At 44.7% G+C, this 20,156-nt stretch carries 19 protein-coding genes and 1 riboswitch; of the genes, 13 read left to right on the top strand and 6 right to left on the bottom strand.

Annotated features, from left to right (window positions below; genetic code table 11):
- Positions 1-71: 71 nt before the first annotated feature.
- Positions 72-1,298 (bottom strand): glucose-1-phosphate adenylyltransferase, encoded by a 1,227-nt coding sequence (locus tag AB4111_RS12675; protein ID WP_442031903.1) that lies wholly within the window; start codon positions 1,296-1,298, stop codon positions 72-74.
- Between the two features lie 193 nt (positions 1,299-1,491).
- Between AB4111_RS12675 and glgB the strand changes: the two genes are divergently transcribed.
- Positions 1,492-3,498 (top strand): 1,4-alpha-glucan branching protein GlgB, encoded by a 2,007-nt coding sequence (gene glgB / locus AB4111_RS12670; RefSeq protein ID WP_442031902.1) that lies wholly within the window; start codon positions 1,492-1,494, stop codon positions 3,496-3,498.
- Entirely contained in the window at positions 3,495-4,937 is a 1,443-nt protein-coding gene (glgA, locus tag AB4111_RS12665; protein WP_253437136.1) for a glycogen synthase GlgA, read from the top strand. Before glgB ends, glgA begins: the two co-directional genes overlap by 4 nt.
- Positions 4,938-5,078: 141 nt before the next feature.
- On the opposite strand, the gene AB4111_RS12660 is transcribed toward glgA, so the two are convergent.
- Together AB4111_RS12660 and AB4111_RS12655 are read right to left on the bottom strand one after the other, a co-directional pair.
- Complete coding sequence (locus tag AB4111_RS12660; protein WP_442031901.1) at positions 5,079-6,851, bottom strand: alpha-glycosidase; 1,773 nt, start codon at positions 6,849-6,851, stop codon at positions 5,079-5,081.
- 263 nt (positions 6,852-7,114) lie between these two features.
- Positions 7,115-8,290, bottom strand: coding sequence for a M20 family metallopeptidase (locus tag AB4111_RS12655; protein ID WP_442031900.1), 1,176 nt, complete (start codon positions 8,288-8,290; stop codon positions 7,115-7,117).
- 209 nt (positions 8,291-8,499) lie between these two features.
- Here AB4111_RS12655 and AB4111_RS12650 point away from each other — a divergent pair, with 209 nt between their 5' ends.
- The 3 genes from AB4111_RS12650 (at position 8,500) to AB4111_RS12640 (ending at position 11,737) form a co-directional block, all read left to right on the top strand.
- Positions 8,500-9,936 (top strand): ABC transporter substrate-binding protein/permease, encoded by a 1,437-nt coding sequence (locus tag AB4111_RS12650; protein ID WP_442032760.1) that lies wholly within the window; start codon positions 8,500-8,502, stop codon positions 9,934-9,936.
- The gene (locus AB4111_RS12645; RefSeq protein WP_105599097.1) at positions 9,923-10,645 is read left to right on the top strand and encodes an amino acid ABC transporter ATP-binding protein; all 723 of its coding nucleotides are present in this window, start codon (positions 9,923-9,925) and stop codon (positions 10,643-10,645) included. Before AB4111_RS12650 ends, AB4111_RS12645 begins: the two co-directional genes overlap by 14 nt.
- Before the next feature lie 221 nt (positions 10,646-10,866).
- Positions 10,867-11,063, top strand: a riboswitch (cyclic di-AMP (ydaO/yuaA leader).
- A 2-nt stretch (positions 11,064-11,065) separates the two neighbouring features.
- A complete protein-coding gene (locus AB4111_RS12640) occupies positions 11,066-11,737 on the top strand; it encodes a 3D domain-containing protein (protein ID WP_442031899.1) in 672 nt (223 codons plus the stop codon).
- A gap of 107 nt (positions 11,738-11,844) precedes the next feature.
- On the opposite strand, the gene AB4111_RS12635 is transcribed toward AB4111_RS12640, so the two are convergent.
- Positions 11,845-12,639 (bottom strand): polysaccharide deacetylase family protein, encoded by a 795-nt coding sequence (locus tag AB4111_RS12635; RefSeq protein ID WP_442031898.1) that lies wholly within the window; start codon positions 12,637-12,639, stop codon positions 11,845-11,847.
- A gap of 154 nt (positions 12,640-12,793) precedes the next feature.
- Between AB4111_RS12635 and AB4111_RS12630 the strand changes: the two genes are divergently transcribed.
- From AB4111_RS12630 to AB4111_RS12610, 5 genes are all read left to right on the top strand, one after another.
- Positions 12,794-13,126, top strand: coding sequence for a hypothetical protein (locus AB4111_RS12630; RefSeq protein ID WP_442031897.1), 333 nt, complete (start codon positions 12,794-12,796; stop codon positions 13,124-13,126).
- Positions 13,127-13,244: 118 nt separating this feature from the next.
- Entirely contained in the window at positions 13,245-13,916 is a 672-nt protein-coding gene (locus tag AB4111_RS12625) for a PspA/IM30 family protein (RefSeq protein WP_091020758.1), read from the top strand.
- Between the two features lie 95 nt (positions 13,917-14,011).
- Complete coding sequence (locus AB4111_RS12620) at positions 14,012-14,413, top strand: DUF350 domain-containing protein (protein ID WP_017688100.1); 402 nt, start codon at positions 14,012-14,014, stop codon at positions 14,411-14,413.
- A gap of 23 nt (positions 14,414-14,436) precedes the next feature.
- Positions 14,437-14,943, top strand: coding sequence for a DUF4178 domain-containing protein (locus AB4111_RS12615; RefSeq protein ID WP_076317633.1), 507 nt, complete (start codon positions 14,437-14,439; stop codon positions 14,941-14,943).
- A 12-nt stretch (positions 14,944-14,955) separates the two neighbouring features.
- Complete coding sequence (locus AB4111_RS12610) at positions 14,956-15,702, top strand: DUF4247 domain-containing protein (protein ID WP_442031896.1); 747 nt, start codon at positions 14,956-14,958, stop codon at positions 15,700-15,702.
- A gap of 117 nt (positions 15,703-15,819) precedes the next feature.
- On the opposite strand, the gene AB4111_RS12605 is transcribed toward AB4111_RS12610, so the two are convergent.
- Complete coding sequence (locus tag AB4111_RS12605; protein ID WP_442031895.1) at positions 15,820-16,110, bottom strand: HNH endonuclease; 291 nt, start codon at positions 16,108-16,110, stop codon at positions 15,820-15,822.
- Positions 16,111-16,334: 224 nt separating this feature from the next.
- Here AB4111_RS12605 and AB4111_RS12600 point away from each other — a divergent pair, with 224 nt between their 5' ends.
- Positions 16,335-17,603, top strand: coding sequence for a molybdopterin molybdotransferase MoeA (locus AB4111_RS12600; protein ID WP_253442631.1), 1,269 nt, complete (start codon positions 16,335-16,337; stop codon positions 17,601-17,603).
- A gap of 7 nt (positions 17,604-17,610) precedes the next feature.
- Positions 17,611-18,144: a molybdopterin-guanine dinucleotide biosynthesis protein B gene (gene mobB / locus AB4111_RS12595; protein ID WP_442031894.1), complete on the top strand. Its 534-nt coding sequence runs from the start codon at positions 17,611-17,613 to the stop codon at positions 18,142-18,144.
- A gap of 188 nt (positions 18,145-18,332) precedes the next feature.
- Here mobB and xerS read toward each other — a convergent pair whose 3' ends face one another.
- Positions 18,333-19,439: a tyrosine recombinase XerS gene (gene xerS / locus AB4111_RS12590; protein WP_091029427.1), complete on the bottom strand. Its 1,107-nt coding sequence runs from the start codon at positions 19,437-19,439 to the stop codon at positions 18,333-18,335.
- Positions 19,440-19,619: 180 nt separating this feature from the next.
- Between xerS and AB4111_RS12585 the strand changes: the two genes are divergently transcribed.
- On the top strand, positions 19,620-20,108 hold the full coding sequence (locus AB4111_RS12585; RefSeq protein WP_017688107.1) for a GNAT family N-acetyltransferase: 489 nt from the start codon (positions 19,620-19,622) through the stop codon (positions 20,106-20,108).
- The last annotated feature ends 48 nt before the right edge of the window (positions 20,109-20,156 follow it).

Raw genomic sequence — 20,156 nt, 5'->3', positions numbered from 1 at the left:
ATAATTTTCATATCAACACCAAAAAAGGCGAGCCATCCAAGGCTCGCCTTTTTTGTATAATGTCTATTTCATTACGAAGAAAGTTCACCAGCGCGCAAGCGCCCACTTTTCTCATATACTTCTTTCAACATACGAACGGGTTGCGTACGGACAGCCGGTTTGGCAGAGACGACCTCGTTAGGTCCAACGACAACAATTTCATCCGCTGTACCCTTCACAATTGCACCGTCTTTGATAATCGCACCTTCACCAATGATGGCGCGTTCGATGTGAACCCCACGGCCTATACGTGCGTTAGGCATAACGACACTGTCTTTAACCTCAGAACCTTTACCTACTTCAGCACCGCAGAAAATAACTGAACGTTCTGCACGACCTTCGATGGCACAAGAGTCGTGAATCATGGAAGTTACCTGTTCAATCTTCGCATTTCTGGCTTTGTAAGCACTTGGCTTGGAGCGCCAGCCGCGAGTAAACATCGGCCAGTTTTCTTTTTGCAGACTCCAGTCTTCCTCGTTATAGAGCAAATCCATATGTGCATCCCACAGACTTTTAACTGTACCTACATCTTTCCAATACCCATTAAAGTTATAGACAAAGAGGGGATTGTTTTCGTTCAACATCTGAGGAATAACATCTTTACCGAAGTCATGGCTGGACTCAGGGTTAGCAGCATCTTCCAAGAGATGGCGTTTCAAGTACTCCCATTTGAACATGTAAATGCCCATTGAAGCCAGATTACTTTTCGGTTCAGCTGGTTTCTCTGCAAACTCCGTTACACGCAGATCAGCATCGGCAGCCATAATCCCAAAGCGATGGGCTTCGTCCCATGGAACTTCCATAACTGAAATCGTTGCTGCGGCATTTTTGGCCTGATGAGCCTCCAACATATCACGATAATTCATATGATAAATATGGTCACCCGACAAAATTAGAACATTTTCGGGGTTTTGTTGATCAATATAGTCGATATTTTTATAAATAGCATCCGCCGTTCCCAAGTATTCGTCATTTCCTGTATGATAAGATGGAAGTAAGGAAATTCCTGCCTCACTTGAGTTGCCATGTCCCCATGGTTCTCCTCCACCGATATGATCGTGTAACGATTCCGCTTGGTACTGCGTCAATACTCCTACAGTATCGATTCCTGAGTTTACGCAGTTACTGAGAGGAAAATCGATGATCCGGTAGTGCCCGCCAAACGGTACAGCGGGTTTTGCGATACTCGAGGTTAAAGGGGCTAATCGCTTCCCTTCTCCTCCCGCCAACAGCATAGCGATGCAATCTTTATTAAACATAATCGTTTCCCTCCCAAAATATTGTGCATTGTAGTACATCATTAACGCAAAGTAGAGCAATTGAAACTATTGTTACTGTAAAAATTCAGAAAAAATACAACATTTTCTAAACCACGGCATTTTTCTTTTCAACTTGGCTAGAATGGGGTAATGGTAACTGTTATATCTATTTTCTTGAGAAGAAGGTGATCTCTTGGCCATTCAACCGTTAGCACACCCGGACATATTGCCGGAGCATATTTATTTATTTCATGAAGGTAACCTTCATCACAGTTATCGAATGTTGGGCGCGCAGCCTGAGACTTGCGATGGCCGTCAGGGATATCGCTTTACCGTATGGGCACCAAATGCCGCAGAAGTAGGACTGGCTCTGGACCGCAATGAATGGAAAGGCGAAAAGGAACCTTTATATAAGATACCCGAATCAGGATTTTGGAGTCGTTTTTTTCCGGAAATCAGCGAAGGAACTTTATACAAGTTCCGTATACTAACGGAAGATGGCACAGAATTGCTCAAAGCGGACCCTTATGCGTTTCAAGCAGAGGTTCGACCTCAGACAGCTTCTGTCACCAGTTCAATCGAAGGGTATAAATGGAATGATGGAGCCTGGAGACGCAAACAACGTGCCATGTATAACAAACCTCTACATATTTACGAAATGCACATGGGAACCTGGAGGCGCAAAGAAGACGGGAGCCTCTATAGTTATCGCGAGATGGCTGATTTGCTCGTTCCTTACTTATTAGAAATGAAATATACACATGTTGAGATGATGCCCCTCAGTGAGCACCCATATGACCTTTCGTGGGGATACCAAAACACAGGCTTTTATGCGCCAACCAGTCGTTATGGGCATCCGAAAGATCTGATGTACCTGGTGGATACACTACATCAGGCTGGGATTGGCGTATTGCTGGATTGGGTTCCTGCACATTTTGCCAAAGACGCTCATGGGCTGCGTATGTTTGATGGTACGCCTTTGTATGAGTATGCAGATCCGATGTTAGCAGAGAAGCCGGGATGGGGCACACTCAGCTTTGACTACTCGAAACCTGAAATTCGTTCATTTCTGATCTCCAATGCATTATATTGGATGGAGATGTATCATTTTGACGGACTCCGTGTTGATGCGGTTACGAGTATGCTTCGGCTTGATTTTGAGAAGCAGCCAGGACAATATCGTACCAATGATGAAGGTGGTCTTGAAAACAAGGAAGCTGTAGCTTTTTTGCAGCAGCTGAATGAGACGGTGTTCAAGTATTTCCCTTATGCATTGATGATGGCTGAAGAATCAAGTGCATGGCCAATGGTGACTTTACCAGTACATGAAGGTGGTCTGGGCTTTAACTACAAATGGAACATGGGCTGGATGAATGATACGCTTGATTACATGGAATCTGATTTTCATGAACGTCCTTCCAAACATCATTTGCTGACTTTTCCGGTCGTATACTCCTTTGCTGAAAATTATGTGCTACCTCTGTCTCATGACGAGGTTGTTCATGGCAAAAAGTCGCTCCTCGACAAGATGCCAGGAACCTATGAGCAGAAATTTGCTGGCATGCGTGCTTTTCTGGGCTATTTTATGACTTTCCCAGGGAAAAAGCTGTTGTTTATGGGTGGAGAATTTGGCCAGTTTATCGAATGGAAAGATGAGGATCAACTGGACTGGTTCTTGCTGGATTATGACAGTCACCGCAATTTACATCAGTTTGAGCGTGAGCTGTCTAACCTGTACTTGAGCGAAAAAGCTTTGTGGGAGCTTGATCATTCCTTGGACGGATATGAATGGATCACTCCGGATGATCAGGACCAGAGTGTCATTTCATATGTACGCAAAGGAAAAAAACCTGCGGATACACTCCTTGTGCTCATTAACTTTCAGCCGGTCAAGCGGGAGCGTTACCGGATTGGTGTCATGCGTCCCGGTATGTATACCGAAGTTCTGAACAGTGACCATTCCGTTTACGGCGGTTCAGGCATTACTAATGATATGCAGCTGCCTACCGAAAAGATTCCTTTTCATGGGCATCCGTATAGTCTTGAATTAGTTTTGCCTCCGCTGAGCATCGTGATTCTAAAAAAGAATACACGTCGGAAAACGGATGAATCACCTGCGAGTATTACTTCCGTCAGTTCAAAAACGAAAAATAAGAAAGAAAACAACACGCTGAAACCGAAGAGGAGGACAAAGGCATGAATATTCTATTTGCTGCTGCTGAAGTACATCCATTTATCAAAACAGGAGGCCTTGCTGACGTAATCGGTGCTCTCCCGTTTGCATTAAAGAAGAGCGGGGCAGACGTGCGGGTGATTATGCCTAAATACAAAGGGATTCCTGATGAGTACAAAGACGCGTTGAAACCAGTCATTACAACAGATGTGCCTCTTGGTTGGCGCAGACCCTATTGTGGGATAGAAATGCTGGTTCATGATGGAATTCCAGTATATTTTGTGGATAATGAGTATTATTTTGGACGTGATGGAGTGTACGGGTATATGGATGATGGCGAGCGTTTCGCCTTCTTCAACCGCGCAGTTCTCGAAGTGTTGCCACAGATTGAGTTCAAACCTGACGTGCTGCACAGTCATGACTGGCATGCAGGAATGATTCCTTTGGTGCTCGAAGCCCATTACAGACATGATTCATTCTACAGTGATATTCGTACGGTATTCACCATACATAACTTGTTGTACCAAGGGGTATTCCCGCATGAGTTATTCAGTGAAATCCTTGAACTGGACGATCGATATTTCACCGTGGATGGAGCCGAATATTACGGTAATGTCAATTTCTTGAAAGCAGGAATTGTGTATGCTGACCATGTGACAACCGTAAGCCCAACATATGCACAGGAGGTGCAAACCTCTTATTATGGATACGGATTGGACGGACTGCTAAGCTCACTAGGGGATCGTTTCAGCGGGATTGTGAACGGGATTGATACCAAGAGTTACAACCCGGCAACGGACACCAAAATTCCAGTGAAGTACAGAACAAGTCTGTCCAAGAAAACGGAGAACAAAATTGAGCTACAAAAGGAACTTGGACTTCCTGTTCGTCCCGATGTACCTCTCATGGTGATGGTGACAAGGCTGGTGGACTCTAAGGGGCTTGATCTGGTCTGCCGTATCCTAGATGAATTGTTGTACTATGATGACATTCAATTCGCTGTACTGGGAACTGGAGAGCCGATGTATGAACACTGGTTCCGTGAAGCCGCTAATCGTTATCCGCTCAAAATGTCTGCCCAGATCACGTTTAACGATGGGTTATCCCGCCGCTTCTACGCAGGCAGTGATATCTTCCTGATGCCATCGAGATTCGAACCATGTGGTATTAGTCAGCTACTGGCTCTGAGGTACGGTAGTGTGCCTCTCGTAAGGGAAACAGGCGGTCTGAACGATACTGTGCAGGCATACAATGAGTATACTGGAGAAGGGAATGGTTTCTCATTCACAAGCTTTAATGCACATGACATGATGAATACCATTCGACGTGCCGAGGAGATCTACAAACAGCCAGAACATTGGAAGAAGATTGTGAAAAATGCAATGAGCGGGGAATACAGCTGGAACGTCTCAGCTGAAGAATATATGGATATTTATCGCCGGATCACGCATGAGCCTGTAAACTGATGTAATCCTGAATGAGTCGCAGCATATCATGCTGTGGCTTTTTTAATCAAATAAACAAAAACACTTCCAAAGTTCAGAATGAAAGTCAACATCTGAGACGGTGGAAGTGTTTTCTTTTTTCTTTTAAATAACTGTGTGAATTTAAACTTTAGGATGTTGGATGGTCGCCGGATCAAGCTGTCTATACAAAATGCGGTACCCATATGGGTCAAGTTTAATATTCATCATTCCATCGGTTGGAAACACAGGCTCTTCAGTCAATGCATCCTTCCAGTCTTTCGTTTCCATGGGATGAGAAAGCGTTCGATCTTGAGGTGTATTATTCATCCATACGGTAAAGTGAAGGTTGTCATCCACACGTTCGTAAACAATACAGGGATCATTGTGATCAGCCTTAAGGAATCGGAAGCGTCCTTTGCGCAGGGCTTCATTGCTTTTGCGTAAATCGATCATCAGACGATAGAAATCATACAGTTCTCTGTCTTGCTTGGCGGGGTCCCATTCCATACATTTTCGACAATCCGGGTCAGCATCACCACTAATTCCTACCTCATCGCCGTAGAAAATACAGGGTGTACCGATATAAGTGAAAAGAAATACAACCGACAACTTTAATCGGCGTTTGTCTTCTCCTAAGCGGGTCAGCAGTCGTGGGGTATCATGGCTGCACAGCATATTGAAGATTACTTCGTTGGTTTGTTGTGGATAGCGCATAATCAGTGAACCCATCTCATTGGCAAAGTTATAACCATCCATTGAACCACAGAAGAACTGAAGCATTTTGTCGGCAAATGGATAATTCATAACGGAATCAAATTGATCACCCATAAGCCAGGTTAAGGAGTCGCTCCATACTTCACCAACAATATAGGCTTCCGGATTCGCTGCCTTAACAACCTTGCGAAAATCACGCCAGAAATGGTTGTCCACTTCATTCGCTACATCCAGACGCCAGCCATCCAGCTTGATTTCCTTAATCCAGTACTCTGCTACATCAAGTAGATATGCCTTAACCTCAGCGTTGGCAGTATTGAACTTGGGCATGTTGCCATAGAAACCAAATGTATCGTAGGTAGGTATACCGTCTTTGATCTGAACCGGATATTCATTGATGTGGAACCAATCGGCATACTTTGAGTTTTTTCCATTCTGGAGAACGTCTTGAAAAGGAGGGAAGTCTTCACTGCAATGGTTAAACACAGCGTCAAGCATCACTCGGATACCCAGGCGATGGCATTCTTCTGTCAATTGTTTGAGCAGGGCATTGTCACCGAAATGGGGGTCGACTTTTTTATAGTCTATCGTGTCGTATTTGTGGTAGGAATTGGCTTGGAATAGCGGGGTAAAGTAAATGGCGTTCACGCCAAGTTCGGTCAGGTCATGCAAATGATCCAGTACACCTTGCAGATCTCCACCAAAATAATTGTCCAACTCCGGTTTGCCACCCCATTCATGGGTTTCTTGTGGGTTCAGTTTGGGATCTCCATTAGCAAACCGTTCAGTCATGATCTGATAAAAGACGGCTTCTTTGGCCCACTCGGGTACCTTAAACACATCAATTTCATGTATATAGGAGAACTCATAATATCCTCCAGTTGGATAGGGGGGCTCATAATGAATGCCGTTATCGGCAAGAAAAACATCTTCCGAACCGGCGGTTATCCGAAATATATAGGTGAGACGTTTGAATTGTGGCTTGACGGCAGCCTCCCAATAATCAAACATGCTATCCGCAGCAGCCTTCTCCAGTTGTATTTCCTTATACGTTCCGTTCCAATTGTACTTATCTCCGGTCAGTGCAGTCACGTATTGCACATCATTTCGTTTGGTTCGTACGCGCAGATGTATGGTAGACGAATTATAGGCATAAGCCCACTTGTCACGAGGAACATGATACATGGCTTCTAGCAGCATGACAGCACCTCCTGAATATAGGATAAGTTATGAAAACCGATCTTTTAGAACACGCACTTATAGTTATATTTAACCAAGTTAGCCAGCAAATGAACCACATTTACTGTAATAAAATGAATTATTTTCATCGTTTTCAAAGGTTTCTTTCACAGCATCTCCAGCTTCTTGCTGAATATACGTACAGCTAATTAAGAAAAAGGCACCCTGAACAGCTTGGAGTTCAAGTCTGTTTAGGGTGCCTATATAACATGTTAATTAGATTCTTAGCGAGTAGCTTGCTCGAACTCCGCTCGGATGGTTTGAAGCAGCTCTGGCTGACTGAGTACGTCATAGGCTGTTGTAGCAAGTGCTTTTGCTCCCAGAATCATGCCATCCAGCGCGCGATCCTGAAGGGCAAGATCACGGAAGGCAATGGAGTGCAGGGTATGAACCTCATCCACAACACGGATGTAGGGGTGGATTGCAGGACATTTCAGGGAAACGTTACCGATGTCCATGGAGCCATGATCGTTACCACTCACAATCTCTTCTTGCGGGATGCCGAGTTCCATCAGATTTTGACTAAATGCAGCTGAGAATGCTTCATTGGTGACCATCTCGTCATAGGATGTCTCATAGTTGGATGTCACCAGCTTGCAACCTGTCTGCAGAGCAGAGCCTTCAGCGATCTGAATCACACGTTCTGTGAGGATATTCAGTTCTTTGCGGGTTGCAGCACGCACATAAAATTGTGCAGAAGCGTAGTCAGGAATGATGTTTGCTGCCTGACCTCCGTTATTGATCACACCATGAATCCGAACGGTGCTTTTCACTTGTTGCCGGAATGCATTGATTCCGTTGAACGTTTGAATGACGGCATCAAGTGCATTAATTCCTTCGTGCGGACTTGCAGCAGCATGTGAAGATCGGCCATGGAATTCAAATTGTACAGCGTCAATCGCCAGCGAGCTGCCTGACTTTTCGTAGGCATAGTATGGATGCGCCATAAGGGCAACATCGCAGTCATCGAACAAGCCTGCTTCCGCCATTGGAACTTTGGCACCACGAGTCTCTTCAGCGGGTGTGCCAAACACTTTAATTGTTCCACCTACTTCATCCAGAATGGATTTCAGCCCAACAGCAGCCCCAAGACTCATCATGCAGATCAGATGGTGACCACAAGCGTGACCGATCTCCGGCAGGGCGTCATATTCGCACAATAATGCAATGGTAGGGCCAGGTCTGGCAGCTGTATACGTTCCGATAAAGGCTGTCTCCAGTCCGAGGATTGGAGCCTCTACAGTGAAACCGTGATAGAGCAGTTCTTCTTTCAAACGGGCAGAAGCGAGATACTCTTCATTTCCCAGTTCCGGGTTCGCACCGATATATGATGAAATGGCTTTAAAACGGGAAGCATATTGATCAATAACCGTCAGAATTTGTGATTTGTTAGATGTCATTAGTGAACTCCTTATGCATTATTGAAAATAATTTATTGATTATATCATGTTTGCTTTATTTTTTCAGAAACAAGTCAAGATTTGTATTGTCAAAATGCATTGCATAATCATGCATTGTACTTTATAATGACTCAGTCATCAACATGAGAAGCATACAATGTATTGTAAGGGGAGAGAAAAGGTTGAAATTGATAAGTCGTTACACCATGATGCTGTTGACCTTTGTCGTTCTGCTGACGACTGCCGTTCCTGTGGCACTTGCAAGTGGAACTACAGATAATTCAAGCAGTAAAAAGCTGGTGCTCGGTACAAGTGCCGATTTTGCACCATATGAATTCCATAAAGTGATTAATGGCAAAGATGAAATCGTTGGTTTCGATATTGAGATCGCCAAAGAGATTGCTAAAGATCTTGGCGCTGAGCTTGTGATTGAAGATATGGGGTTCGACGGTCTTCTGCCTGCATTGCAGAGCGGGCGTGTCGATCTGGTCGTTTCAGGTATGACGCCGACCGATGAACGGAAGAAAAGTATTGATTTTTCCGACACCTATTATAAATCAAAACAAGTGATTATGGTTCGCAATGTGGATAAAGACAATTATCCGACCATGGCAGAACTTGAAAATGCAAAGATTGGCGTGCAGAAAGGCTCCATTCAGGAAACGATTGGACAGAGTATTCCAGGAGCGAAGCTTACTGCGCTTGATAAAATCTCCGATATCGTGCTTCAACTGCAAACCAAACGCATTGACGCGGCAATCGTTGAAGACACCGTTGCTGCAGGTTATCTGGACGATATCATTGGACTTGCTGCTGCTGTCCCGGACGAAGAGCAAGCAGAAGCTGCAATTGGGATTCGTAAAGGAAATACCGAGCTGCTAGCTGCAGTAAATGGAACACTTGAGCGATTGAAAAGTGAAGATAAAATCAATCAGATGGTGACGGACGCCAGCCTCTTGATGGCGGATAAAGCAAACAAATCACAAAATATTTTCCAAGTATTCTGGCAGTACAAAAGTTTCTATGCTACAGGTGTAGGATATACACTTCTGTTGTCTGCACTTGGGGTTATCTTCGGGGTAATTATTGGATTGATCATCTGTTTGTTCCGTTTGCATGACGCTGCAATCTTGCGCTGGATCGGTACAGCTTACGTTGAAGTGATCCGTGGCACACCGATGCTGGTACAATTGATGATTATTTACTATGGTTTTTCCCTGAGCTTTGGCATTAACTTCACGGCACTTCAGGCAGGTATCATTACACTTTCAATCAATAGTGGTGCCTATCTGGCTGAGATTTTCCGTGCAGGTATCCAAGGTGTGGATCGTGGTCAGTTGGAGGCAGCGCGTTCATTAGGGATGGGAAGAGGCGCCGCGATGAGATATATCATATTGCCACAAGCCTTCAAAGCTGTATTACCAGCGATCGGTAATGAATTCATAACTATCATCAAAGAATCCTCCATTATCTCGGTTATCGGTATGGTGGATATTATGTATCAGGCAAGTGTGGTCAAAAACATTACGTACCAAGGCTTGAGTCCATTTTTGATTGCAGCAGCCATCTACTTTGTAATGACGTTCATTTTGTCCAAGCTGCTGGGACGACTGGAAAGGAAGTTGAGTGCAAGTGATAGACGTTAGACAATTACACAAATCTTATGGAAATAACGATGTGCTTAAAGGTATCAACGTGACGATTGGCAAAGGTGAGGTTGTAGTGGTCATCGGTCCTTCCGGTTCAGGTAAAAGTACATTCTTACGTTGTTTGAACCTGCTGGAACAGCCTACCTCGGGAGAGATTGATTTTGAAGGCGTGTCAATCACGGACCCCAAGCACAACATTAACGCAACTCGGGAGAAAATGGGTATGGTGTTTCAGCATTTCAACCTGTTCCCACACAAAACGGTAGAGCAAAACATCACGATCGCTCCGATTAAAGTGAAGAAACAATCCACTCTGGAAGCGGAAAAAATTGCTGCTGATCTGCTTAACACCGTGGGTTTGTATGATAAAAAAGATACATTCCCGAATCAGCTGTCCGGTGGACAGAAGCAGCGGATCGCCATTGCTAGAGCATTGGCCATGCAGCCTCATGTCATGCTGTTTGACGAGCCTACGTCGGCATTGGACCCCGAGATGGTCGGTGAGGTACTGGATGTCATGAAACGTCTTGCAGAAGGCGGTATGACTATGGTCATCGTAACACATGAGATGGGTTTTGCACGTGAAGTGGGAGATCGAATCCTGTTCATGGATGGCGGGGTTATTGTGGAAGAGGGAACACCTGATGAGGTGTTTGGAGCACCGAAAAATTCACGTACACGTGATTTTCTTGCGAAAGTACTCTAAATGAAGTGATTAAATAGCGTTACTGACCTCGAGTCGGTGACGCTATTTTTTGTTTGAAAATAATTATATATGGAATTCAAAAAAGTAACTATTCTGTTACCAAATATATAGGGAATATCTCGCCAGACACTTTTAGAGCATACAGTATTCTTACACGTGCTTACACATGTTAAAACCATTTGGTAAGAATTACTACAAGTTCAGGTTACAAAATTGTGATATATTGAACTCTGCCGAAACTTCCGGACAGGGAGTGCGGGGGATGTAACGATGCAGATTGTGCAGGGGGAAGATCTACAGCACACTGCTTGGGGTGAATTAGGGGTACATATCGTTTCAAATGTAATGATGAACCTATAGGGTGGGCTCCTCATCCGAATCCGACAACTAACTTCGCAGGCACAATGAGGGAGGAAGACCATGATTAACAAGAAACGTATAGCCAAAACAGCAGTAGCATTAATGACAACAGCAATGCTCATTCAAGCCGTTCCGGCTCACGCCGATTCAGTTCATGTGGCCAAAGAGGGGGATACCTTCTACACCTTATCGAAACAATACGGAGTAGCAATTAACACGTTAGTTAAAGCAAACAACGACATTTCGCCTTACAACATTTATGGTGGTTTGAAAATTACGATTCCCGGTAAGGCAAACAATGTAGCTGCCGCGGCGACGGAGAGCAAGACCCAAGCCAAAACGGTTACCGCAGCAAGCTTGGATGTTAACACAGATAACAAAGTGGTTCAAGCCTGGGGGAAAACATTCGATTACAGTAAAGCTGTGAACGTGAAAGCAACGGCATACTCTGCAGATCCGTCTGAAAATGGAGGATGGGGTGCGGTCGATTATTTCGGGAATGACCTTGAACTGGGTACGATTGCAGTTGATCCAAGTGTGATTCCACTTGGAACCAAAGTACTGGTAACGGGTCACAGCCATCCAGGATTGCCAAAACAGGCTTTTGTAGCCACAGCACGTGACGTGGGCAGTGCAATCAAGGGTCACAGAATTGATATCTTCATCCCTGGTAGCAAGCAGTCGGTAAGCACATTTGGTTTTCAGGACATCGAGTTGTACATTCTGAAGTAGAGCGTAAATTACATCTAAAATGAATTCAAACAGGGTGTCTGCCAGTCGCTAACTTGCGATTGAACAGCACCCTTTTAATATGTTCATAATTTCCTGAGACGGTTATTCTATTCTTTGGCCTTCGGTAATCCCAGCATTTCGTCCAAGGTAACCAGTTCATACCCCCGGTTACGCAGTTCCTCAATAATTTCAGGCAAAGCCTCAATCGTGCCATTCAGATTGGATCCTACACCGCCTCCTGCATGTTGCAGAACGATGGAGCCAGGTTTTACGGCAGATAAAATGTTATCTTTCACCTTTTCCTTGGGAAGACCTTTCCAGTCCAGGGAGTCAACGTTCCAGTTCACAATACTATAATGTTGTCTGGCAGCCCATTTCAGCTGTTCTTCATTAATGTCTCCATACGGAGGTCGGATCATCTTGGGCGTATATCCCGCTATATGGCGAATGATATCCCCGGTATGTAAAATTTGTTTGCGGAAGGCATTCATCGACAGCTTACTGAACTCTGGATGATTGTAGCTGTGATTGCCAACAATGTGCCCTTCCTTAACAATCCTTTTTACCAAATCGGGGTGCTTCTCAGCACGACTACCAACGATGAAAAATGTAGCTCTGACTTTATACTTTTTCAGCAAATCCAACACTTGTGGAGTAAACCGTGGATCGGGCACATCATCAAATGTCAGCGCAACCTGTTTCGTTGAAGGACCATTGGTTTTGAACGTATCGGCATATTTTTGACGTAACTGTCCCAGTGTCAGTTGTTCTTCTTCCACGGAATCAGAACTGGATACCGATTCACTTGGCGGTTCTGAAGCATCCCGTGATGAAACTGGTGGAGCTTGATATCCTCCGAGAAAAATAACGATAACCATCAGCATAATGAGGCGTACGGGCACAATAACAGCCTCCTTTTCCAAAATGACGTTCTCTTTGGTATGCCCGGGGGTTTGAAAAAATATGCGCAGTGTGAGAAGTTTCATTGCTGATTTAATTCATGACAGCCATAATTCCTCCATATATAACATATAGAAAAGGATTGGTGGAATAACTATGAGTACATATGATCTGAAATCCATTCGTTTACAGGTGATTGAAGCAGGAGAGGATAAGGTTTTTCTCGTTACCGGAGGAAAGGCTCATATTGGCGCTGTAGCCACGTTCTATGTGGAAGATGAGCGAGTCAGCGGCACGACGGTCCATATTCCGGGACATAAGGAACAAGAACTGTGTGAGCGGCTTGCCCGAAAGGCTGCCCAACAATTGGGAATGACCGTTACGGTAATTATGGGAATCCATTTTGATTCCATTACACGGATGCAGATCGACGAAATCGTGCAGACTGCAGAGAGGCTAATGGAGGATCATCTCAATAAGGAAATGTGATCTTCCTAAACAATCGCTTGTTTTGATTTTATTTTATTTGCTAAAATTGAAACGAGTTGTAGATTGTTACGTATGTATGTTTATATACGATGTAATATCGACTAGGAGGAATAACATAATGTCCATTTTCAAACGTTTGCGTGATTTAACCATGTCTAACATCAACGCCATTATTGACAAGGCGGAAGACCCAATCAAAATGACGGACCAATATATCCGTGACATGCAAGAGGATCTGGAAGATGCGGAGAAAGCAGTAGCTCAACAGATCGCCATTGAGAAGAAATTCAAGCAGCTATTCGAAGAGCAGGAAGCTCTGGTGAAGAAACGTGAAGAGCAGGCGCATACGGCGGCACGTGCTCAAAACTTGGATCTGGCCCGCAGGGCTTTGGAAGAGAAAAAAGCGGCTGAAGAGAAGATGGTTGAGTACAAAACCAGCTATGATCAAAACAAGGCTTCTGCCGATAACCTGCGTGGCAAGCTGGACGAGATGCGTAAGCAACTGACTCAAATGAAGAACAAACGTGAAACACTGGTAGCCCGCTACAATGCAGCAAAAGCACAAACAGAAATCAACAAAGCGTTGAATGGGTTTGGCTCCGATACTGCAAGTGCTGGTATGAAGCGCATGGAAGAGAAAATGATGCAGATGGAAGCACAGGCAGAAGCAAGCAACGAGATGTCTTCCAAAGGCAAATCGCTTGATGAGGAGTTCGAGAAGTTGGGTAAAGATCAGGCTGTTGAAGACGAACTCGCAGCATTGATGAAACAGTACGATAATAAAAACTAATACCTTGGTTGTCAGCAGGGTTAACCGGCGGAGGAGAAGAGCGTTTCTCCTTCGCTTTTAAATGCGGTTCATGTTGAGATGTGGGGGCTGTGTAAATGGATTTGAACATTTTGGCGATGCTGGTCTGGACAGTATCTGGTTCGGTTTTGCTGTTTGTCTTGATGTATGTTGATTCACTGTTCACTAAATATAAGGATTTTGCTGAAGTTAAGGCTGGCAACATGGCAGTTACCACTCGTATGGTGATGAAATTATTTGCACAAGGCTATGTACTTGCTACGTCTATTTCTACGGCTGGTCATCTAGGAGAAGCGTTGTTGGTCTCTGTGGTATCCTTTATCATTTTGTTGATTCTGGAGAGTGTCGTTCACTTTATGATTCGCAGATGGGCCAATCTTGATCTGGATACGGGAATTCAGCAAGGGAAAACAGGATACGGGTTGTTCTCTGGCGCTTTACATATCGTGGGCGCACTGATTATTGCAGCTTGTTTATAAGATAAGGAACAGGAGTAATTCTCATGAGTGTATGGAAACGAATTAAAGGAATACTAACGAAACCTGAACCACCGCAGGCAGAGAAAACGATGCTTCAGCTTGCACCTGGTGATATCTGTGAGGTTTCTCTCGTCACTTATGAAGTCGTTGGTCGGGTACAAAATCGCGCTCGAAATGCAGTTGTGCTCACGCTTCAGGATGGTACCGCATTTCGATATTTGCATATCGAAGAGCGGGAACTCACACGTTACGCCCTATATACACCCATTGATGGCAGGCTTGATGCGCCTGATGAAGTGCCTACATTGCTGGATCTGGATGGACGCGCATATCATCTGGAGGAAGAGTATGGAGGAATGGTATCTACGGCAGGCAGAACGCCGTATGGCCAGGCTGGAGAACAATTGGTATGGCAGTATCAGTCCGATGATAATATGCTTCTTCGCGTGGAGTGGCAAGACAGAAGATTTACACTGTATGAGGGTGAGTCCATTCTTCCTGCGGATATCAAAGTGATTCGTTCGAGCTAGGAGAGGTTCCCAATGAAAAAACGCTTGGCACATGGATTAAAATTAATGCTGGTCCTCAGCCTTGTGATGTCTCTGTTGTCCGCGTGCGGAGCACCTTCTGTTCAGGACACATATCCGCTTGAATCGGTTAACGGTAGTGGTAACTCAACGTCTTATGTGTACCGGGCTTCGGACCGCACCGTTCCCGAAGTGGCTCAGGAATTGTCTGACCAAAGGCAACCGGATCAGATCTCGGCAGAGAACACAGAGCGTATGTTCCTCGTGTATCAGGACGAGTATTATCACCTGCAACAAGACCCGAACAAGCCGGAGGATACCTTGGTTGAGGTGGACTCCAAAGAATATGTTCGGCAGAACTACGATTCATCTTTTCTACAAGGCTACCTGACCGCTACATTAATTGGTAATCTTTTTGATTCTTTTGGCGGGCGAGGTTATGGTAACTATCGGGGATATACCAATAAAGATACGTATAAACCGAGTGCAGGATCTTACCGTACGCCAACAAGTAATGACAAGAAGCTTGCTCCACCTATTACTGTCGATCGGAAAGGTACGATTACAAGGCGCGGAAGCGATAAAGATTCAAGCGTGGGATCTGGCGGAGGATTATTCAACCGCAACAAGGATCAAAGCAAGGGAACCATTGATCGCAACAAAAGCAGTGGTGGTCTGGGCGGATTGTTTGATTCACCAAAAAAATCCTACAAAAAACCGAAAACCAGGGTGGGCGGCGGCCGCATTATGAGGCGTAGATAATAATCTAATGCTAAGCGTGGTTGCCAACCATCAAATAGTCCAATTCATAAGAACAGTGAAAAGGTAAGGCGGATTCATCTCTGCCGGCACATTTACCTTGGAGCTGTTCTTTTTGGTTTACGATTTGCGAACATGGTTGGATTTACGTACACGGGGAATGGTTGAAGCAGGTTGTTTGCGAATCCAGCGGATAAATGGAACCATTCGTTCATCCTGTTTTAAGGACTGCAGGTCCGTAAGACCAAGCGTTACAATATCGCGATTGGTATATAACGAATGGATCTGTTTGTGACAAGGGATGCACAAGTTGGCCGTAGGCAGAAAGGTTCCTCCCATTTCTTTGGGTGTCAGATGATGAACGGTCGTGTCCACAGGTTCTCTTCCGCATAGTTCACATTGGTCACTCATGATGATTACCTCCCTTTGTAAATTATATTATGGGCAGACAAGAGTCCTTTCATGTTAATTATAAGGTCAAGGAATGTTACACCTGTATGAAAATAAGATTTTGTCACAGCATTCAATAAGTGATGTGCTTGTTATCTTACCGCATTCGGGCTACACTTTCTTAAAAGATGATATGTCACTAGGAGGTAAGAAAACTTTTGAAACTGAACTCACATTCACATGATATGACCACTGCCAAGTTCAACCGTACAGCTGTACAGGTCCCGGATGCCCAAGCCAAAGTAGCAGCACGAGTTACTTCAGGCTCTATAGAGAAAGTTCACCTTGAGTCTGCCCATGGACGTACACTTGCAGAGAGCATTCAGGCACCGCATCCGTATCCATTCTTCCGGAGATCGGGTATGGATGGATTCGCGATTATAAGTACAGATACCATAGATGCATCGAGTGATCATCAAGTTTGGTTTCGTGTAATTGATGAAATTCCTTGCGGCTACACCTCGGACCACACCATTGTTTCAGGTACGACGGCTCGCATTATGACGGGTGCACAGGTTCCGGAAGGTGCAGATGCGGTAGTCATGATGGAGATGACGGAGAGCAAGGTAGAGAACGGAGAACAGTGGATTGCATTGAAACGGCACATATTGTCGGGTGCTAACATCACACCAATCGGACTGGAAGTCCAAGAGGGGCAGCAATTGCTTGAAGCAGGCACGATCATCAGAGCAGGAGAGCAGTCCGTGTTAGCTACTTTTGGCATAGCAGAAGTTCCTGTATTTCAACGTCCAAAGGTGGCGATATTCGCAACAGGCACGGAGTTGCTTGATGTGGATGAGCCATTACAACCAGGTCGGATTCGCAACAGTAACAGTTACATGCTGCGCTCTCTGGTCGTTGAAGCAGGTGGAGAGCCTGTGATGTACGGTTCAATTGCGGATGATGTGAATACAGCCAGGGCCAAATTGGAAGAAGCCATTCAAGATAATGATATCGTAGTGACCACAGGTGGTGTATCTGTCGGGGATTATGATATTATGGGCGAACTTGTGCTGGAAGAACATGTGGAGATGTTGTTTAACAAAGTGACGATGCGACCAGGAAGTGTAACCACAGCTGCTGTATATAAAGATAAATTACTTTTTGCACTTTCGGGTAATCCGGGGGCTTGTTTTGTGGGTTTTTGTCTCTTTGTACATCCAACTATTCGGTCCATGCAGGCGGATGCTCATCCTTATTTGGAAGAATGGACTGCAATTTTGGAAGAAGAATACACGAAAGTGAACAATTTTACACGGTTCGTACGTGGACGCACAGAGATCCGCAACGGAATGGTGTACGCGATACCGGCTGCTGCCCGTGTAGATGAATCCAGTGTGATGATTACCATTAAGGACAGTGATTGCCTGATTGTTGTTCCTCCTGAGAAAAAAGGTATTCCTGCGGGTGAGCAGGTACGTATTCTCAAACTGCCCACAGGTCATGTGAGGTAGTTGATAGATGACTACAATGAGTGATACCAAGCCACATATCATACAGATTGTCGGATACAAAAACACGGGCAAGACAACCCTGACAGCCTCGTTGATCGGGCACTTTTCTTCCATGGGACTTAAGGTAGCGGCGATTAAGCATGATGGACACGATCATTTTGAGATGGACCAACAAGGAACGGATTCGTATCAATTTGGGGAGGCAGGGGCCGCGGCTGTGGTTGTCATGTCGGCGAAACGTACTGCAATTATGGAACGAAAAGCAACCAGGTTGGAGGATATGTTAAGTCATCTGTCCGGGTATGATTGGATTGTGATTGAAGGATTCAAGGATGCTTCTTATCCCAAATTCGTGATGGTTCGAGAAGAGAAGCATCTAACCTTGGTTGATCAGCTTGAAGGGGTAGTGGGTATAATCTCATGGTTATCTTCAGAGCAATTTAAGGAGCGGAGCATCGTAAGCAGAGATATGGCTTGGTACTCCGTTCATGAAACGCAGGAGATAGCCAAATCGTTGTTAGAGATGGTGCAAAGCGAATGAGTAGGCTACGTGGGTAAGGTAAGAGAGATTTTGAAACGTAATATTTATTATGTAAACCTAAATTGTTTATAGTGTTACATCGGATCTAGATTATTTTTATATTAGCAGGAGAATCCATCAAAAAAGCAGCAGACCTTTCTCGGATCAAAATCCTTGATGCGGTGTGCTGCTTTATGTTGTTTAAGATGTTACATTCCGTCGTCAGTACGACGTTCGATGGCTTCGGACATCGTTTTGTCGGTAAGGTGAGCATAGATCTCGGTTGTTTCCGTAGAAGCATGTCCAAGCTGCTCCTTGGTTTTGTAGATATCATTTTGCAAATAATAGTCGGTTGCGAATGAATGTCGTAATTTGTGCACGGTCAAGTATGGTTTGCCAAAACGTTTGGCATATTTCATAATCATGGCCTGAATCGCTCTTTTGGTCATTCGGCTTCCTTCTGAATCTCCGTTACGCAAAGCAATGAACAGGCCTTTCTCGCGCTTGGGCGTACGGTAACGTGATTGCCGCAAGTTCATATAGGTTGCGAGTTCGTCCTTGGCCTGTTCCCTGAAATAAACGGGTGTTTTGTACGTCTCATCATTATTACCTTTGCGATAAACATACAGGAGTTTGTTGTTCAGATCGAGGTCATCGACGTTCAGGTTCACAACTTCCGATACCCGTAAACCTGAATTGAGTATCAGGCTGGCGATGCAGGCGTCCCGTTCTTTGTTCAGCTCATGGGAATACAGTGCCTGCTTGTTCTTCTCCATATCGACAGCATAGCCTTCAAGGATATATCCGATAAATTCCAGCAGTTCCTCTTCCTCCAGAATTTTACCTTTGAGTTTGGCAGCGGTGTCCTTGGGTTTATGGGTACGTTTGATCTCGATTTTGGCCATAATGTTCCGCTTCAGCAAAGGGTAAAAGTCTTCATCTTCCGCAATCTGGCTCAAGTAATGAAACAGGGAGCGAAGGGAAGAGAGTTTGCGAGAGACGGTAATTCTGGAATTGGTTCCCTCCCGTTTGGTTGTGAGAAATAACCGATAGGCGGTAACCGAATCCATGCGCAGGACTTCCAGTTCATTCAACGTTACTTCTTTATTAGAGCTTGCCTCGGACAGCCCTTCTGCTCGCAACCAACCGAAGAAAGCTTCATAATCTCTCAGATATTCGAGCAGAGTAGAGGGGGACAAGTCAGGTAGCTTGTAGTCCATGAATTGCTGAACGAACCAAGGCATGGAAGGTAGTTTGTCATCCAGCTTGCGTCGATCAATCTCTTTTTGCACATTGGTCAAGTTCGACACCTCCATGTGAAAAACATATAAAATTAATAATCAATCTAATCCTATTCTATGCTCTAGTGTACCATAATTTACATGCTCACAGCTTGTTCACCGAAGTAGTCAGTATATAGATGGGATGCTTCCTTGCCCTTCGGCACGTAAACCTTTAAAGTAATCAGTATACGTAGAGCAGAGGAGGTGAACCGGATGAATATGAAAATAGAGCTGGTTCCCCGCGAACGCAGTCAGGTGATTCGGCATTTAATGCAATTTTATCTATATGATTTTACCAAATATCTGAATATTGATGTGGACAGTAACGGCATTTTTCCTGAATATCCCGGCCTAGAGGCATTCTGGACAGAAGAAGACCGCAAGTTTCCTTTTTTGATTACAAGTGATGGGGCACCTGCAGGGTTTGCTCTGGTGGAGAAATTGGAACCTGGAAGTAAGGATAACGACTACTATTTGACTGAGTTTTTTGTGATGCAAAAATATCGGCGCAGTGGTGTGGGTACTCGGGCAGCCTATGAATTGTTTAAACGTTTCCCAGGGAGATGGAAAGTGACCCAGGTTCGTAACAATGTCATTGCGCAGGCGTTCTGGCGTAAAATTATAGGAGATTATACGGGAGGCCGTTTTCGAGAGAAATTCCATCCGGAACTGGGCAATCCAAGCCAGTATTTTGTAACCTGATCCCAATCGGGATTTACTTACATATAAAGCATTCTGCTTAAATGAAGA

Source organism: Paenibacillus sp. 2KB_22 (genome assembly GCF_052115745.1).
In the GTDB taxonomy this organism is placed as follows: domain Bacteria; phylum Bacillota; class Bacilli; order Paenibacillales; family Paenibacillaceae; genus Paenibacillus.
This window is presented reverse-complemented; position numbering and strand designations above follow the sequence as displayed.

Bases quoted from the DNA above. Each gene is read 5' to 3' on its own strand.
- AB4111_RS12675 (WP_442031903.1), bottom strand. From the start codon at position 1,298: ATGTTTAATAAAGATTGCATCGCTATGCTGTTGGCGGGAGGAGAAGGG.
- AB4111_RS12660 (WP_442031901.1), bottom strand. From the start codon at position 6,851: ATGCTGCTAGAAGCCATGTATCATGTTCCTCGTGACAAGTGGGCTTAT.
- AB4111_RS12585 (WP_017688107.1), top strand. From the start codon at position 19,620: ATGAATATGAAAATAGAGCTGGTTCCCCGCGAACGCAGTCAGGTGATT.
- AB4111_RS12630 (WP_442031897.1), top strand. From the start codon at position 12,794: ATGAGTACATATGATCTGAAATCCATTCGTTTACAGGTGATTGAAGCA.
- AB4111_RS12640 (WP_442031899.1), top strand. From the start codon at position 11,066: ATGATTAACAAGAAACGTATAGCCAAAACAGCAGTAGCATTAATGACA.
- xerS (WP_091029427.1), bottom strand. From the start codon at position 19,439: ATGGAGGTGTCGAACTTGACCAATGTGCAAAAAGAGATTGATCGACGC.
- AB4111_RS12650 (WP_442032760.1), top strand. From the start codon at position 8,500: ATGCTGTTGACCTTTGTCGTTCTGCTGACGACTGCCGTTCCTGTGGCA.
- AB4111_RS12600 (WP_253442631.1), top strand. From the start codon at position 16,335: ATGACCACTGCCAAGTTCAACCGTACAGCTGTACAGGTCCCGGATGCC.
- mobB (WP_442031894.1), top strand. From the start codon at position 17,611: ATGACTACAATGAGTGATACCAAGCCACATATCATACAGATTGTCGGA.
- AB4111_RS12620 (WP_017688100.1), top strand. From the start codon at position 14,012: ATGGATTTGAACATTTTGGCGATGCTGGTCTGGACAGTATCTGGTTCG.
- AB4111_RS12615 (WP_076317633.1), top strand. From the start codon at position 14,437: ATGAGTGTATGGAAACGAATTAAAGGAATACTAACGAAACCTGAACCA.
- AB4111_RS12610 (WP_442031896.1), top strand. From the start codon at position 14,956: ATGAAAAAACGCTTGGCACATGGATTAAAATTAATGCTGGTCCTCAGC.
- AB4111_RS12655 (WP_442031900.1), bottom strand. From the start codon at position 8,290: ATGACATCTAACAAATCACAAATTCTGACGGTTATTGATCAATATGCT.
- glgA (WP_253437136.1), top strand. From the start codon at position 3,495: ATGAATATTCTATTTGCTGCTGCTGAAGTACATCCATTTATCAAAACA.
- AB4111_RS12625 (WP_091020758.1), top strand. From the start codon at position 13,245: ATGTCCATTTTCAAACGTTTGCGTGATTTAACCATGTCTAACATCAAC.
- AB4111_RS12605 (WP_442031895.1), bottom strand. From the start codon at position 16,110: ATGAGTGACCAATGTGAACTATGCGGAAGAGAACCTGTGGACACGACC.